Origin of the sequence: Marinifilum sp. N1E240 (genome assembly GCF_009295825.1) — a bacterium.
GTDB lineage: Bacteria > Bacteroidota > Bacteroidia > Bacteroidales > Marinifilaceae > Marinifilum_A > Marinifilum_A sediminis.
Window position 1 is genome coordinate 887075 of the sequence record NZ_WHKF01000002.1, and the last position, 17432, is coordinate 904506.

The following is a 17432-nucleotide window of genomic DNA, read 5'->3' on the forward strand; positions in this document are numbered from 1 at the left end:
AAGTATGAAAAAGTTTATTTTATTTATTGCAGTATGTTTTTGTGTTTCAAGTGTATTTGCACAATCAGCTGCACAATTAAAAAATGAAGGAAACGCAGCCTTAAAATCAAAAGATTATAAGACAGCAATTGAGAAATATGAAGCATTTTTAGGTGCTGAAGATACAGTTGAAGATAATGCTTTAGTTTTTAATACTGGCTATAGTGCTAGTAAGATTAAAGATTATGCAAAAGCTGAAAAGTACTTTGCTCAATCGGTTGCTAACAACTATAAATTGTCAAAATCATACCAATATCTTGCTTTGATGCTTAAAAAGCAGAAGAAAATGGACGAAATGGTTGCTACATTGCAAAAAGGGATCGAAGCTTGTCCAACTAAAAACTCTAAATTAGTTGCTACACTTACAAAACATTATTTAAAAGGTGGACAAGTAGCTCAGAAAGCAAACAAAATGGATAAGGCTGAAGAATTGTACAAAAAAGCAAGCGAAGGAAAATCGAAGTACCAACCAGACGCATTGCTTGGATTAGGTATGTTATACTTCAACCAAGGTGCAACTATCATGCAAAAAGCTAATCCTATTGCAAATACTGAACCTGAAAAATTTAAAGCTGAATCAGCTAAAGCTCAGGGTTTCTACAAGAAAGCAATTGCTGAATTAGCTAAAGCAAAAGCTCTTGCTCCAGCGAGAGAAGATATTACAAAAACAATGGCTACTGTTAAAGCTGAGATTAAGTAATTTCTTAGACAAAATATAAATAGAAAGGGATACCTAAATTAGGTATCCCTTTTTTGTTTTTTACCGTATAGATAAATGTATATTCATACGCTGAAAAATGAAAATGAATTCACATCATATCAAATATTGGTTGATAAAAAGCACACTGTTAAGTATGCTTTTGGCGTATTCATTCTTTTCTTTTTCTGAAGAGCATTTAAACAACAAGGAGAAATTCGATCTGCATTCCATCAATTTCGTTCAGAAATCAATAGATGTAAGTAAATCTGATGAATCTCTTTACTTTTCTTTAAAAGCCTATTCTCAACTTGGGCTTAATACTGTAAATATCTATTTCGAATCTCCATCTGGAGAAGAAATCATACAAACTTCGTGTACTAATAAAAAGAAAACGAAGGTTGGATTGCTTTTAGGACGAATCTTATTCAAAAAGAAATCAGAATCTGGTGTTTGGAAAATCAATAAAATTGTAATTGAAGATTTAAACGGAAACCTAAAAACCTTCGACAAAGCATTCCTGATTGAAAATAAGTTTACTCACACTCTACGAATAAACAGTGGCAAACTAAGGAGATAATTCTTAGCCTATATCCTTACAAATCAAGAAATATTCCTTTATTTATTTTTATTCTTAATTAATAGTAGCTCAGTCAAATACCTATTTGCTTCTAGTTTTTCATCAATTAAGCTAAAATCATCGCATCAATTATTCGCATCTTTGCACTTACAAAATACTTACAAGCGACTAAATGTCGCATCACAACAAAACAAATAAAAAAAATGGCTAAAATAAGTGCAAACGATGCCTTAAAGTACCATTCTGAGGGTCGCCCAGGAAAAATTGAAGTAATACCAACAAAACCATATCGTACTCAGCGCGATTTGGCATTAGCGTATAGTCCGGGAGTTGCTGATCCTTGTCTTGAAATTGAAAAAAATCCAGCAGATGCATACAAATATACTGGAAAAGGAAATCTTGTTGCAGTAATATCTAACGGAACTGCTGTACTTGGGCTTGGGAATATTGGAGCTCTGGCGGGAAAACCTGTAATGGAAGGAAAAGGTCTTCTTTTTAAAATTTTCGCAGATATTGATGTATTCGATATTGAAGTTGATGCTACTGATGTAGATAAGTTTATTGATACTGTAAAAGCAATTGCGCCGACTTTTGGTGGAATTAATCTTGAAGATATTAAAGCGCCTGAGTGCTTCGAAATAGAGGAACGCCTTAAAAAGGAATTGGATATTCCTGTTATGCATGATGATCAGCACGGAACAGCAATTATTTCGGCAGCTGGATTGTTAAATGCATTGGAGATTGGAAATAAAAAAATAGAAGATGTAAAAGTGGTTGTAAACGGCGCTGGTGCAGCTGCGGTATCCTGTACAAAGCTTTACATATCATTAGGAGTAAAGCCTGAGAATGTAATCATGTGTGATAGCCGTGGGGTTATCAATTCGAAACGAACTGATTTGAATTCTCAAAAGAAACAGTTCATTACTCAAAGGGATGTGAACACTCTTGAGGAAGCAATTATTGGCTCTGATGTGTTTTTAGGATTATCTGTTGGAGGAATCATGAGCAAGGAAATGGTTCTTACAATGGCTGAGAATCCTATCGTTTTTGCATTGGCAAATCCTGATCCTGAAATTTCATATAATGATGCATTCGATGCTCGTAAAGATGTGATAGTGGCAACAGGAAGATCAGATTATCCTAATCAGATCAATAACGTATTAGGTTTTCCTTATATTTTTAGAGGAGCTTTAGATGTTAGAGCAACAGCAATTAACGAAGAAATGAAAATTGCTTCCGTTCATGCAATTGCAAAACTAGCAAAAGAAGCAGTTCCGGAATCTGTTCATGCAGCCTATAACGAAGCCAATATCGTATTCGGGCGCCATTACATCATTCCTAAGGCTATGGATCCTAGATTGGTATCTTGTGTAGCCGTAGCTGTTGCTAAAGCAGCAGTAGAATCTGGAGTTGCACAAAAAAAAATTACGGACTGGGATGCTTATGCGGAAGAATTAAAGCAACGTTTAGGTGTAGAAAATGAATTGCTTCGATCTGTTTTCAACAAAGCAAAAAGATTCCCAAAACGTGTTGTATTTGCCGAAGGTAACAACTTTAATGTATTAAAAGCTGCTCAAATTGCTATTCATGAAGGAATTGCAAAACCGATTATTCTTGGTAATCCAGATAACATACAGCGCATAATAAAAGAAAACGATTTAGATCTCGAAGGTGCGGATATTATCGATGTTCGTTGTGAAAAGGAGAGAGCCAGAAGAAATTCTTACGCTGATATTCTTTGTGAAAAAAGAGGTCGTAAAGGCTTAACCCACAAAGAAGCTGTCGAAAAAATGTTCGATCGCAACTATTTTGGTGCAATGATGGTTGAAAACGGAGATGCTGATGCATTTATATCAGGCTATGCAACCAGATATTTCGAAGCTTTAAAAATTGCAAGTAAAGTAATTGGTATAGAGGAAGGAATGAAAACTTTGGTTGGCATGAACATTATCATGACCAAAAAAGGACCACTATTCTTTGCTGATACGACTGTGAATTCAGAACCTACTCCAGAATCATTGGTTGATACTACTTTAAGTACGGCCAGAGCATTAAAATCATTTAATGTTGATCCTGTAATGGCAATGGTATCCTATTCTAACTTTGGTTCAGTTCGCAAAGGAAGTCCGGTAAGAGCCAATAAAGCCATCGAATTGTTACACGATAATCATCCTGAATTGGCGGTTGATGGAGAAATGCAGTTGAATTTTGCCTTAGACAAGAACCTGAGAGATGAAACATTCGCTTTTAACAAAATTAAAGGTAAAGATGTGAATACCATCATTTTTCCTAACTTAAGTTCGGGAAATATTGCATACAAATTAATGCAGGATTTGGGTGGTTCTGAAAATATCGGTCCTATTTTGTTGGGAACAGCTAAACCATTCCATATTGTTCCTATGGGCTGTTCAGTAAGAGAAATTATCAACATGACAGCTATTGCTGTAGTTGATGCTCAAGGATAAATAGTACATTTGTAATTGATATATAACTGAAAAGGGTGAAATTTATTTTTCATCCTTTTCTTTCAAGAATAATTTTAAATGAGTGTAATTTACATACTTGATTTATTGGGAACACTTGTATTTGCAATTAGTGGAACCATGTCAGCAGCCAATAAAAAGTTGGATTTGTTTGGAGCTTATTTCACTGGATTTATAACGGCTATTGGTGGTGGAACCCTTCGGGACGTTATATTGGGAAATTTCCCCGTTGGTTGGATCAGCGATTTGAATTACATGATTGTAATTAGTTTAGGGGTACTGCTTACTTTTCTGTTTCAGCAATATATCAAGCAACTTAAACACACTCTTTTTCTTTTTGATACCATAGGAATAGGTGTTTTTACCATTATTGGTATCGAAAAATCACTAAGCTTAGGAATTCATCCTTTTTTATCCATTATTATGGGCTTATTTTCTGCGGTAATGGGCGGTGTTATTCGTGATACTTTGTGTAATGATATTCCATTAATATTCAGGAAAGAGATTTATGCTACAGCCTGTTTATTAGGTGGTGTTTTATTTATAATATTAGATCATTTTCACATTAATTCATCAGTAAATCAAAGCATTACCATTATTTGTATTATTGTATTCCGAATTTTGTGTATCCGATTTAAGATCTCATTACCCGTTTTAAAAACGTAGGAATCAGAATCATTCTAGTTTCTTTTAAGCAGCTAATTTCGTATATTTAGTTAGCTCGCATGAAAATAGATTAGAATGGCTAAAAACATAGAATTAATTCCCGTAAAAAAGCAAGTTCTTCATTTTACACCTGATGATTCAAGGGTAGTAACTCGATTTTTCACGCCTGGTAATTTAAAGCGAATTGAAAATATTTTTGATCGTATTTTACTTTTATCCGATAAAGAAGCAAATCAAATTTTAAATGAAACGATTAAAAACTTTACAAATCGTCACAGAAACATCAAAAGAATTTTTAAGGATAATTTCGATCAAATAATTAAAGAAACTCAATTTACGAATGATTTTTCTTTGGATCAGAAATTACTGATTGGATCTTACTTTACAATGGAGTATTCCATTGAATCAGCCGCATTATTTAATCCTTCAATTGTGTTACATCCAGAACAAATTGGCACAAAATCCGATAGATTAAAAGTTTTATTAAGCTTTAGAGCTGTTGGAGAAGGACATATTTCTTCTATTGTTTTTAGAAGAGGAATTATTAAATCTAATGGCAACTTAGCTGTTCAAAAAAACAGTGCATTGGTTGAAAGGGTAGATCGAATTCCTGATCCTTCCTATCTCAAATGTGACTTTACGCTAAAATTAAAGGAATTAGGTTCATTCGAATCGGTAACTAAAATTTTGGATAATCTACTTGATGAATTCACTTTTGAAGAATTACAGGAGTCTATAAGCCTGTTTCGAAAAAAGAAAAAGTTAAGGCATAAAAAAATTAGTCGTACTTGTGAAGAAGCTATCGAAACACTTTTATGGCTTGCTAATGCCAATTACGAAATAAAATTTTCATCGGAATTGGATATTAGCGCAAGAGTAATTTTTCCTGTATCAACAAATGAAATTAAAGGAGTTGAAGATGCTCGTTTTGTTTTATTTAAGAATGGAAATGGAGCCGGAAAAAATGTTTATTACGCAACCTATACAGCTTACAATGGCTTCACAGCATTGCCTCAATTGATTGAAACAGTTGATTTTTGTCATTTTAAGGTTTCGGTTTTATTAGGCGAAGGTTCCAAAGGCAAAGGTATGGCTATTTTCCCTCGAAAAATCAATGGCAAATATGTTACCATATCCCGAAATGATAATGAGAATCTTTATATCATGTTTTCCAATAATATAAAGCATTGGGAGAATCCTATTCTTCTAAAGCCGCCTTCATTTTACTGGGAATTTTTCCAGATTGGGAATTGTGGTTCTCCAATCGAAACTGAGAAAGGTTGGTTGCTTCTAATTCATGGAGTAGGACCAGTTCGAACCTATACCATAAGTGCAATTTTATTAGATATAGATGATCCTACCAAAGTTATTGGATTACTAAAAGATCCATTCCTGATTCCTGATGAAAAGGAGCGAAATGGCTATGTTCCAAATGTTGTTTATTCTTGTGGGGCAATTTTGCATGACGATTTATTAATATTACCATATGCAATGGCTGATTCCAGATCAGGAATTGCTTCATTAAATATCAACGATCTATTCTCAAAAATGATCTATTACTAAGATATAGCGTTAAATTTTTTATTCTTGTTTTTTGATCTACTCCTATAATAAAACTCGGCACCTGGTATTGGATCGTTTATCAGCTGAGCATACAAATCAATATGTCGTTGAGCTATTGTTGCCCAATTTCGATGTTTGTTGCTTTCTTTTATATTTTCCCGGAACTCATTTCTCAAATCATCATCTTGTAGTAATCTGGTTATTTGACTTATATATTCTTTATCCGATTCCGCATACAAACCTCCATTAACCTCAATAATCCAATTTTTAAAACTCTTTAAGTCTGATGTGATAACAGGTAACAATAAGGCTGAAGCTTGTGCTAGCACACCACTTTGACCACCTTTTGTATATGGTAGAGCTAAAACATCAGCAGCACTTAAAATTGTATCTAATGTATATTGAGGAAACTTGCCATGTAAAACTTTAACATGTTTTTTCAAGCCGATATTATCAATGGATTGATATATTTCATCTTTATAATCAGAATGTTCATTAATTCTACTTCTTGATGCTAATAATAATACCATATCATTGTTTTGTGCAACTAAATCGGGAAGAAGTGATATTATTTTCTCAAAATTCTTAGTTGAACGTAAATATCCTGCCAAGAGTAAAACTTTCTTATCTTCTAAATTTAACAAAGCCTTTGCATTGGGTATTAAGTCAACTTCTCTTACTCCATGTGGAATAACTACTATTGGGTTAAGACATTCATAATTATTAATCAAAATTTCTTTCTGAAATGTTTCATGTACAATGATAGCAGAACTTAAATTTAAAATGTGTTGAACTATTATCTTTTCTTCATATTTTAAATCATCAAAAACAGTATGTAAAGTTACAATAGTAGGCGTTTCAGCAAGTTGACATCTAATTAAGAACTCAATAATTTGAACACCTCGTTGTTCTCCAAATAAACCAAATTCATGCTCAACATGCACCAAATCAGGCGTTAATCTTTCAACATAAAAGAAGAGCTTACCTGCAATATCTTTATCTACAGGCGAATAGACTTCAAAAACATTATCTCCCTTGGCGCCAAGCTGACCCAACATTCTTATTTCCATCCCTTTTGCAGCAACCGCATTACTTAAATATTGCGTGTAAGTTGCTATTCCACACTCCGTAGGCGGATAGGTTGATACATATGCAATTCTCATGATTTTTCACTTTAAATGATCCAGTAACTCTTTAATACTTGTAATCGCAAGACAGATCGTCTCATCACAAGCCCCATAATAAACCCACAATTCTCCATTACTTTTCTCAACCATTCCATTAGTAAATACAACATTTTGGAAAAATCCATTACGTTCGTACTCCTTCTCTGGTTTAAGGGCTGGAAGATCTCCTTTTTTTAGAATTTTAGTCGGGTCTTTAAAATCTACTAACAAGACTTTCAGTGTGTAAATACTATTTTCACCTTTGGCATGATAAAGAATTAACCAACCTTTATCAGTTTTGATTGGAGATGATCCTCCACCTATTTTTTGACTTTCCGAGAGAGAACCATCAGGTCTTAGCAAACAAGTATGATATCCCCAATTCATCATATCTGGCGAAGTCGCGTACCAAATAGAAGGCAAACCAAATCCTTTATTATCCGGTCGGTGTATTGCTGCATATTTTCCATTTATTTTTTCTGGAAAAAATGCAACATCCTTATTCAATGGGGGAAAGATAATTCCCAATTTCTCTACAGAAATAAAATCGGTTGTCTTTGCAAGTACAGTTACATATCCATCGCCTGAAACTCCAGTATAATTTATATAATAGGTAAAATCTATTTCAACAATACGTGCATCTTCAACTCCAAAACATTCATAATCCAGTTCTGGTGATATAAAAGGTTTATCATCAACTGTAAAATTTACACCATCATTACTTCTGGCTATTCTTATATGACTTATGGTTGAAAGATAATCTTTGCCTTTGTAAAAGAAGCCTCTGGTATCTTTAAAAATTAGATTAGGATCGTTCTTTTTAACTCTAATAACTTCAGCTTCACCGTGATTGTAATAAGGAATTGTCACAAATTTTTCTTCAGGAAGGCAATTCTCAGCCACTCTCATCAATAGAATAGTTTGATCTTGGTACAGTGCCACTCCGGGATTGAAAGCTCCTAACACTTGAAAAGAAGGATTAGAAGGCTTAACATCTTTCGGAAAAAGTAATGGATTATCAGGATGTCTTTTCATTGCCACTAAGACATTTGAATCAAATTGGTGAAATTTAAGTACTTACCAGCATCTTCACCATACGAATGAATCTTTTCTTCTGATATTTGGTAAGTACACCTTTCTCCGTATACTCCAGAAAAGAGAATTTCATATTCATGATCCTCTTCATCCTGCATCAAAATTTTATAGATATTTTCATGTACTTTAGAATCTTTCAAACTCTTATGACACGATGGACAAAACATATTTAGTTTTTCATTTTCCTCCATATCAAAATTCGGATGCTTAAGAATCTCATAATCTCCAAGATGAATACTAAATAACAATACACCTCGTTGACCTTTTTCATTTTTAGCTGAAATAACAATTCTATCACTTACATTAAGGTAAGCTCTACAGTGTGGACATATATAATTTGCATTCATAATAATTTGTTTTAGTGATACATTTCTATAAAAAAATATACGCCAATAAAAGAAGAAAGTCAATTAAAATAGCTTATAATCAGACACTAATCAACAATATAATTTGAATGTAAAAAATACCTTAGTCAATAAGTTTCTATACTACTTCTTATTCAATATTAATTCCTATATATTTGAGATTAAACATGAAGTAATTTAGTCAGAAAAGGGAAGCTTAAATTTGAAAACAGCGATAAATATAATAAGGTGGGTTGCACGATTTTTAGGAGTATTCTTATTCCTGTTTTTTGTATGGTTTGCCATTGAAATTGGTGCACCAGATTTCGACGTAATGACAGTTCAGGAAGTAAAGTTATTTTGTGCAAATTTTATGATGTTACTTGGATTAATTGTTGTTTGGAAGTTTGAATTAATTGGTAGTATAATCTTAATTGGCTCTTACATATTTTTTTCGTTAGTAAATCATTCCTTTTGGGTAGGACCAGTTTTTCCTATTTTTCTTTTTATAGGTATATTACATTTACTCTGTTGGCTCACCAATTGCATTTCACTTTTGCGAAAGAATAAATTCTCATTAAATTTTTTGTTAAAATAATAAATGCAAACACGATTTATTCCCAATATATATAGTGTTTGTAGAGCAAATTTTATTATTTTTGACATATTACTATCTTAACAAACATAAATATAACCACATGTTAAACATTGCACTATTTGGACCTCCCGGTGCAGGGAAAGGAACTCAATCGAAAATGCTAATTGAGAAATACAATTTAGCATACATATCTACAGGAGATATACTTCGAAAGGAGATTGCAGAAGGATCGGAATTAGGTTTACAAGCAAAAGATATAATCAAAAAGGGTGGGTTAGTACCCGATGAAATAATTGTTCAGATAATTGAAGAACGAATTAAAACCAATACCGAAGTTAAAGGTTTTCTTTTCGATGGATTTCCTCGAACTACTGTTCAGGCGTATATTCTGGAAGGATTATTGCTTAAAATGAATACCAAGTTAGATTGTATGTTGAGTCTGGAAGTTCCTGCGGATCAACTACGCAATCGTTTGCTTGAAAGAGCAACAAAAGAGAATAGAGCAGATGATACTGAAGAAGTAATAAATGTTCGTTTGCAGGAGTACGATACTAAAACTGCACCAGTTGCAACATTTTACAAAGAGAAGGACATTTATCACGGTATTGATGGATTGGGTGGAATCAACCAAATATTCGATAGGTTAACCAATATTGTAGATCAGACTCTGGAGAAATCCTGGATTAATTTGGTTTTACTTGGACCTCCGGGCTCGGGTAAAGGCACGCAGGGTAGAAAACTAGCTGAAAAATTTAATCTAGTCTATATTTCTACTGGTCACCTAATGAGACAAGAGATAAAGAAAGGGACTGAAATGGGAAACAGTGCTAAAACTTATATCGAAAAAGGAGATATTGTACCCGATGAAATTGCAATTAAGCTTATCGAGCGTCAAATTAAAAAGCATCCTGATGCCAATGGGTTTATCTTTAAAGGTTTCCCAAGAACCATTGTTCAAGCTTATATATTAGATGGGTTGTTAAGAAAGCTTGAATCTACTGTTACCTCTGCAATTAATTTAAATGTACCAACACTTGAGTCGATTAAGAGACTAACTGCTAGAAGTAAAACTCAGAGCAAAAGAGCTTATGATGCGGATACAGATATTATTATTCATCGCTTAGAACAGCATGAAAAAAGAAGTATTAAGGTTGGAGAATACTACTCCAAACAATCCAAACTCGATCTCGTTAATGGTGTCGGAGATGAAGACACAGTTGCGAATCGATTAAGTGAATCAGTAATAGAATCATTTAAAAAGATTAGATAAATTAAATAAGCCGTTTTGTAAAAAACGGCTTATTTTTTCTAGTTATCTGAAATTTTACATACTTGACAAGCAGAGAATATAAATTGATCAAATCTCATCCTATATAAAGATGTAATTTTATTAAAATTGTACGTTTATACATCCATTAAGTCGCCTATGTTTCTAGAAAATCCAAAATTAGATGATTTGTTGTCTTGCTTGAAACAACGAAATGTTCAGGCAACAGACAATGTATTACTTCTTGTTGCGGAAGAATGCGAGATCTGTTTGGAAAAAATGGTTTCTGCTTTAAATAAACAAAATTACAACTTTGCAGGTGGTGTTTTTCCAAAGGTTGTTAACAACAATAGAGTCAGTTCAACTGGTATTGTCTTAAAAGCTGTTTCTATGGATGTTTTTCCCGTATATTTTAATACACAGGAAGATTTCGAAGAACAGTTTTCAGATTATCAAAACCATAATTTTACTACAGCATTTACCTTAACCGATGGTATTTCAGATTCAGTTTCCAACCATCTAAGAACTTTATTTACTTACTTAGGTAATGATGTTAATTTTATTGGTGGCGGCACAGGACGACTAACAACGAATAAATCTAAAGGTATTCTTTTTGATAATGATGGAATATACAATACTGGGACTTTGGTAATATTTATGGAGAATCCTACTAAAATATCAGCAAGTCATGGTTGGAAAAAATCTGTAGGTCCATTCATCGTTACGAAATCGAAAAAAAATGTGATTAAAGAGTTAAATTGGGAAAATGCTTTTGATGTTTATAAAAAATGCTTGATTGAGACTCAAAACATTCAATTGAACAGAGAAAATTTCAACACACATTCCATTCACTATCCATTTGGCATTTATAAAGAAGAGCGTGATTATATTGTGAGAGATGCCATTGAATTAACAGAAGAAGGCTGCATTCGATGTGTTGGAAATATTCCCGAAAACTCATTGGTTGATTTACTAACTATTCAAACAAAAGACATATCGGAAATTCCTGATTTTTTAGTAAAAAAGTGCATTATCAATGGGAAAAAGACTCCTGAAATACTAATTTTCGATTGCATTTCAAGAGCTGGACACTTCGGCAATGATTTTCATATTGAATTGGATGGAATTCATAATCAAATACAAAAAGTATATCCAAACGGTAAACTTGAAGGAGTTCTTTCCATCGGTGAAATTTTTTCAAATGGAGAGGGCTATTTAGAGTTACTCAATAAATCAGTTGTTTTAGGTTTTTCTTATTAATTTTAATAATAATGGATACGAATCGTATTATAACAGATATTTCATTTCTTTACGAACTTTCCCTTTCGGTGGGACAGTCATTAGACAAAAAGGTGAATTGCAAAAAATTTCTTCATACTTTAATGTCTCGTAAAAACCTTGAATTTGGTGGTGTTTGGCTAAGAAGTTATAATATTCCTTACTCTGAAGAAACTTCGGGTTACCGTGCAATATATTCACATCCTATCATAAAATTAGAATCAGAATACGTTTCAGATTCTGAATTTTTAAATAGTTGTTTCGATAATTCGGACTCCTTTTCGGTAAAATTAGATTCAAAAATCTGTCAAGCCATTGGTTTCAAATTTAAAAATAGGGGAGTTGTAACCTTTTTTAAACTGCAGGAGTTGGGTTTTTTAGTACTCTATTCTTCTTCAGAACAAACCTGGAGTCAAATAGAACAAACGAAACTAAAAAATGTAATCAATAAATTTTCCATTTCCATAAAAGCTTGTTTGTTTCACGAAAAATCAATTCACGATTTAATTACGATTTCCAAAACTCAAAATGAATTAAAAAAAGCCAAGCTAAAAGCAGAGGAATCTAACGAATTAAAATCGGCATTTTTATCGAATATTAGTCACGAATTTAGAACTCCAATTAATTCTATTGTGGGTTTTTCTAATTTACTAACCGATTCAGATATACCACCAAGCCAACATAGCGAATTTGTATCTCATATATCATCTAATAGCAATAAACTACTAAAATTGATCAACAACCTTCTTGATGTATCTAAGATGGACTCGAATCAATTAGTTATTGAGAGAGAAAATTTCAATATAAACCAATTGATTCGAGAGATTCATTCCAAATATCTAATAAACGATTCAAGTACAAATCAAAATGACATATCCATTTCAATTCCTGACAATTACGAAGAATTAACTATTAATTCAGATAAGAAGAAATTTCTTCAGATTTTTGAAAACTTAATCGATAATGCATTAAAATTTACCTCGAATGGGAATGTGGAATTTGGCTTTTATATGGATGATTATAAATGTCCGGTATTCTTCATAAGAGATACTGGGGTTGGTATTTCTAAAGACACTCAAGATGTAGTATTTGACACCTTTAGACAAGTTGAAGGTGACTCAAAAAGGAAATTTGAAGGATCTGGTTTAGGCTTAACTCTCTGTAAAAAATTACTGGATTTAATGAATGGTGAGATATGGTTTGACTCGGAAGAAAATGTGGGTAGTAATTTTTATTTCAGACTTTCTGGAATTGGTCGAATAAAAATGGATTATATCAACGACAATAACACTGAAATTGATTATTTCAATAAAATTAAATCTATCGAGTATTCTAAAAAGAATATTTTAATAGCTGAGGATGTTAAATCTAATTTTAACTATTTAAACGCGATAATTGAATTAACAGATGCGAATGTTATTTGGGCAAAGAATGGAAAAGATGCGATCCAGATTTGTCAGAATAATGACCCCAAAATAGATTTGGTTTTAATGGATATTAGAATGCCTGAAATAGGTGGTTTGGAGGCTATAAATCAAATAAAATCTACAAACAGATCCATTCCAGTAATTGTACAAACTGCTTTTGCTATGGCAAATGAAAAGGAAGAATGCTTAAATGCTGGCGCCAACGACTTTATCACTAAACCAATTGATCCACAAACATTGATGCAAATCTTACAACAGTATTTGTAAAGCAAAATTTTCCAAATTCTCTTCATTCTTAATAAAAGTCTTATAATTCATATTAAGTTAAATATGATGCATATAAAAAAGGGACCTGATTTAGATCCCTTTTTTTATTTATTCCATTCCGTCTAATTTAGACTTCATTTCATTATATTTTTCAAGATACTCTTCCTTTTCGTTTCTTAATTTGAAATACAGCTCCTTCAATAACATCATTGAATTCTTTTCGTCTGGTTTCATTTCTAAAACTTTTGTGAAGTATGGAAGTACATTTTCGTACTCAACGTAAATACCTTTAATCGCCTCATTGTACTTCTTAGCATCCATAATTTCATTTACTTCTTTATGCTTAGCACTTACTGCGTTCAAATTAAGAAGTCCAATGTTATACTGAGATGTAAAATCATTAGGGTCTAATTCTAATGCTTTAGCATACATTTCCTCAGCTTTATCAAACTCTTCAGTTTTCTCATACAAAGTACCTTTTGCTCTGTAAAATGAACCATTCTCAGGATCTAATGCTATTGCTTTATCTAAATAATCAGCTGCCTTCTGAGGCTCTCCTCCTAGCATATAGTAGTTAATCAATTCAACCAACATCCAAGAATCATTTGGAAACAATTCAAATCCCTTGTGAAGATATTTTACTGATTCTTCTTCATTTCCAGCCTTTTTAAGAACATTCGACAAGTTTGCATAAGATTTTGCACCACCATAATTGTGTTCAATTGAAAGTCTGTAATATTTAATTGCTTTCTCAAAATTTTCTGATTTTTGAGCTGCCATACCTGCATTAAAAATTACAGCTGTGTCAATAACTGGATTGTCTTTAAACATATCCATTGACTCAATTGTAAGAACTTTTTCAAAAGCAGCTAGTGCACCTGCATAATCTGATTGATTATATAAGTTAACCGCTTCATTAGTGTAATTTGGAATCATGTTAGTCATCTGAGCTTTCACAGGCTTCTTCATTTTTCCTTTTTGATCCAACTCTAGAGCTTTCAAATAAGCATCATAAGCTATATCAAGTGGTGTTTTAGATAACTCTTTGTAAGCAGGAAGTGGACTTTCAAAAATCCCCTGATATACTTTCCCTTTTACTAGATATGCTTTTGCATAAGCCACACACTTTTCGTGCTGAATACCTTCATCAATAGCTTCCTTTGCCTTATCTAATTTACCTGAATTTAGATAATTCTGTGCCCCAGTCACTTTACTTTTTTGAGCGAATACTGTCGAAACGCACATAAGCATAACTAGAATGAATGATAATTTTCTCATAATCAATGTTTAGTTTTTATAACAATCTTGAACAAAAATATGTTTTTCTTTTAAATTTTTGAACAAGAATAAGCATTTTATAATTATTCTAAGTTTTACAACTATTCTTCTGTTCCTTCGATACTGCCTGATTGTTCTGCTGACTCATTTGAACCTTCATTTCCAATCACTTCATCCTCATTTGATGAGTTTACCTTAGCAACAGCCGCAATTGAATCATTTTTCTTACTCAAATTAATCAATCGAACACCCTGAGTTGCTCGTCCCATAACTCGAAGATCCGAAACTGCCAAACGAATAGTAATACCTGATTTGTTAATGATCATTAAATCCTCATTATCAGTAACATTCTTAATAGCAATCAAATCACCAGTTTTCTCAGTAAGGCTAATTGTTTTAACCCCTTTACCTCCTCTATTAGTTATTCTATAATCATCAATATTTGATCGTTTACCATAACCGTTCTCTGATACAACAAGGATATCCTCTTCCCCATTCTCAACACATATCATGCCAACAACCTCGTCGCTTTCGTCTTTCAATGTAATTCCACGAACTCCTGAAGCTGTTCTTCCCATCGAACGAACCTGATCTTCAGCAAATCGAATTGCTTTACCAGAACGACCGGCAATTAATATTTGATTCTCACCATTGGTTAGTTTCGCCTCTAATAATTGGTCACCTTCGCGAACAGTAATCGCATTAACACCATTCACACGTGGTCTTGAATATGCTTCAAGTGGAGTTTTCTTAACAACACCTTTCTTTGTACAAAGAACAATGTAATTGTTATTAATATACTCTTCCTCTTTAAGGTTAAGAACATTGATATAAGCTTTCACTTTATCATCAGGTTCAATATTTAAAAGATTCTGAATTGCTCTACCTTTAGATTGCTTCGTGCCTTCTGGAATCTCGTATACCTTCAACCAGAAACATTTACCTTTTTCAGTAAAGAACAACATGGTATTATGCATTGTAGCCATAATCATGTGCTCCAAGAAATCTTCTTCACGGGTAATACTCCCTTTTGAACCAACTCCCCCTCTATGTTGAGTTTTAAATTCAGCAAGCGGAGTACGCTTAATGTAACCCATGTGAGAAATTGTGATCACCATCTCCTCGTCAGCATAGAAATCTTCAGGATTAAATTCTTCAGAAGAATAAACAATATCGGTTCTTCTTTCATCACCGTATTTCGCCTTAACTTCAGTCAATTCTTCCTTAATGATATCCATTCTCATTTGCTCATTAGCAAGAATTGCTCTCAAATGATCAATCAATTTCATCAACTCTTCATATTCAGCATGCAATTTGTCGCGCTCCAAACCTGTCAGTTTTTGCAAACGCATATCAAGTATTGCTTTAGCCTGAATTTCATCTAAGTCAAAATTACTCATTAAACCATTTCTTGCTTCTTCAGGAGTTTTAGAACCTCTAATCAAAGCAATTACCTGGTCAATATTATCCAAAGCTATAATTAAACCTTTTAGGATATGAGCCTTATTTTCAGCCTGACGCAATTCATACTGAGTTCTTCGCACAACAACATCATGACGGTGCTCAACAAAATTATCAATTAAGTCACGCAAGTTCAACAGCTGTGGACGACCTTTCACCAACGCAATATTATTTACGCTAAATGAAGTCTGCATTTGTGTGTATTTGTACAGCTTGTTCAATACAACATTTGCAATAGCATCTCTTTTCAAATCGAAAACGATTCTCATCCCAGTTCGGTCTGATTCATCATTTACATTAGAAATACCATCAATCTTCTTATCGTTGATTAAATCAGCAGCCTTCATAATAAGTTCTGCCTTATTAACCATATATGGAATCTCACTTACAATGATCTTTTCACGACCATTTTCAGTAGTTTCAATATTTGTTTTTGCTCTTACAACTACTCTACCTCTACCCGTCTCAAACGCCTCTTTCACGCCCTGGTAGCCATAAATAGTCCCACCTGTAGGAAAATCCGGAGCTTTAACAATTCGGATCAATTCATCCATTTCTACTTCTTTGTTATCGATAGTAGTAATAATGGCATCAATTGTATCAGATAAATTGTGAGGTGGCATATTGGTTGCCATACCTACTGCAATACCAGAAGCACCGTTTACAAGTAAATTTGGAATACGGGTTGGAAGTACAGTTGGTTCTTTTAATGATTCATCAAAGTTAGGAGCCATATCTACAGTATCCTTATCAAGGTCTGATAAGGTCTCTTCTGCAATCTTATCCATTCTAGCCTCGGTATAACGCATTGCTGCAGGACTATCTCCATCAACAGAACCGAAGTTACCTTGCCCATCAATTAAAGGATATCGCAAAGACCAATGCTGAGCCATACGAACCATAGTCATATAAACAGAACTATCTCCATGTGGGTGATACTTACCTAATACCTCACCAACAATTCTTGCTGATTTTTTATATGGTTTATTGGCTGTAATGCCTAATTCGTTCATTCCAAATAAAACTCTTCGGTGAACAGGCTTTAGACCGTCTCTAACATCTGGTAGAGCTCTGGAAACAATAACCGACATCGAATAATCGATATAGGCTGACTTCATTTCCTCTTCTATATTGATACGTATAATTCTCTCTCCCGTAGTCATCTATTTTTAATTTAAAATTCTACACTTTTATCAGATCTACAAAAGTAACAAAATAAGTGA

Annotated in this window: 12 protein-coding genes and 2 pseudogenes; 9 read left to right on the top strand and 5 right to left on the bottom strand. The window is 33.2% G+C overall.

Annotated elements, in window-relative coordinates:
* Positions 1 to 4: 4 nt before the first annotated feature.
* From GCQ56_RS08595 to GCQ56_RS08615, 6 genes and pseudogenes are all read left to right on the top strand, one after another.
* On the top strand, positions 5 to 739 hold the full coding sequence (locus GCQ56_RS08595) for a tetratricopeptide repeat protein (RefSeq protein WP_152734050.1): 735 nt from the start codon (positions 5 to 7) through the stop codon (positions 737 to 739).
* A gap of 97 nt (positions 740 to 836) precedes the next feature.
* Positions 837 to 1316, top strand: a complete 480-nt coding sequence (locus tag GCQ56_RS08600; protein ID WP_152734051.1) for a hypothetical protein — start codon at positions 837 to 839, stop codon at positions 1314 to 1316.
* 203 nt (positions 1317 to 1519) lie between these two features.
* Positions 1520 to 2779 (top strand): annotated as a pseudogene (locus GCQ56_RS20750) (malic enzyme-like NAD(P)-binding protein); the annotation flags it as partial.
* A 36-nt stretch (positions 2780 to 2815) separates the two neighbouring features.
* Positions 2816 to 3781, top strand: a pseudogene (locus GCQ56_RS20755) (phosphate acyltransferase); the annotation flags it as partial.
* A 78-nt stretch (positions 3782 to 3859) separates the two neighbouring features.
* A complete protein-coding gene (locus GCQ56_RS08610) occupies positions 3860 to 4465 on the top strand; it encodes a trimeric intracellular cation channel family protein (protein WP_152734053.1) in 606 nt (201 codons plus the stop codon).
* Positions 4466 to 4540: 75 nt separating this feature from the next.
* Positions 4541 to 6028: a glycoside hydrolase family 130 protein gene (locus GCQ56_RS08615; protein WP_152734054.1), complete on the top strand. Its 1488-nt coding sequence runs from the start codon at positions 4541 to 4543 to the stop codon at positions 6026 to 6028.
* On the opposite strand, the gene GCQ56_RS08620 is transcribed toward GCQ56_RS08615, so the two are convergent.
* The 3 genes from GCQ56_RS08620 to GCQ56_RS08630 are packed head-to-tail and all read right to left on the bottom strand — an operon-like array spanning position 6025 to position 8636.
* The gene (locus GCQ56_RS08620) at positions 6025 to 7191 is read right to left on the bottom strand and encodes a glycosyltransferase (protein WP_152734055.1); all 1167 of its coding nucleotides are present in this window, start codon (positions 7189 to 7191) and stop codon (positions 6025 to 6027) included. The two genes, GCQ56_RS08615 and GCQ56_RS08620, sit on opposite strands and share 4 nt — an antisense overlap.
* Positions 7192 to 7197: 6 nt before the next feature.
* Complete coding sequence (locus GCQ56_RS08625) at positions 7198 to 8229, bottom strand: glycoside hydrolase family 130 protein (RefSeq protein WP_152734056.1); 1032 nt, start codon at positions 8227 to 8229, stop codon at positions 7198 to 7200.
* A 5-nt stretch (positions 8230 to 8234) separates the two neighbouring features.
* Positions 8235 to 8636, bottom strand: coding sequence for a hypothetical protein (locus GCQ56_RS08630; protein ID WP_152734057.1), 402 nt, complete (start codon positions 8634 to 8636; stop codon positions 8235 to 8237).
* 695 nt (positions 8637 to 9331) lie between these two features.
* Here GCQ56_RS08630 and GCQ56_RS08635 point away from each other — a divergent pair.
* The 3 genes from GCQ56_RS08635 to GCQ56_RS08645 all read left to right on the top strand — a co-directional run bounded on the left by GCQ56_RS08635 (position 9332) and on the right by GCQ56_RS08645 (position 13470).
* The gene (locus tag GCQ56_RS08635; RefSeq protein ID WP_152734058.1) at positions 9332 to 10501 is read left to right on the top strand and encodes an adenylate kinase; all 1170 of its coding nucleotides are present in this window, start codon (positions 9332 to 9334) and stop codon (positions 10499 to 10501) included.
* A gap of 156 nt (positions 10502 to 10657) precedes the next feature.
* Positions 10658 to 11758, top strand: coding sequence for an FIST signal transduction protein (locus GCQ56_RS08640; protein ID WP_152734059.1), 1101 nt, complete (start codon positions 10658 to 10660; stop codon positions 11756 to 11758).
* A gap of 11 nt (positions 11759 to 11769) precedes the next feature.
* Complete coding sequence (locus GCQ56_RS08645) at positions 11770 to 13470, top strand: response regulator (protein ID WP_152734060.1); 1701 nt, start codon at positions 11770 to 11772, stop codon at positions 13468 to 13470.
* A gap of 108 nt (positions 13471 to 13578) precedes the next feature.
* Here the strand turns inward: GCQ56_RS08645 and GCQ56_RS08650 are convergent, their stop codons facing one another.
* Both GCQ56_RS08650 and gyrA read right to left on the bottom strand, forming a co-directional pair.
* Positions 13579 to 14748, bottom strand: a complete 1170-nt coding sequence (locus GCQ56_RS08650; RefSeq protein ID WP_152734061.1) for a tetratricopeptide repeat protein — start codon at positions 14746 to 14748, stop codon at positions 13579 to 13581.
* Positions 14749 to 14849: 101 nt separating this feature from the next.
* Positions 14850 to 17372: a DNA gyrase subunit A gene (gene gyrA, locus GCQ56_RS08655; RefSeq protein WP_152734062.1), complete on the bottom strand. Its 2523-nt coding sequence runs from the start codon at positions 17370 to 17372 to the stop codon at positions 14850 to 14852.
* Positions 17373 to 17432 lie beyond the last annotated feature (60 nt).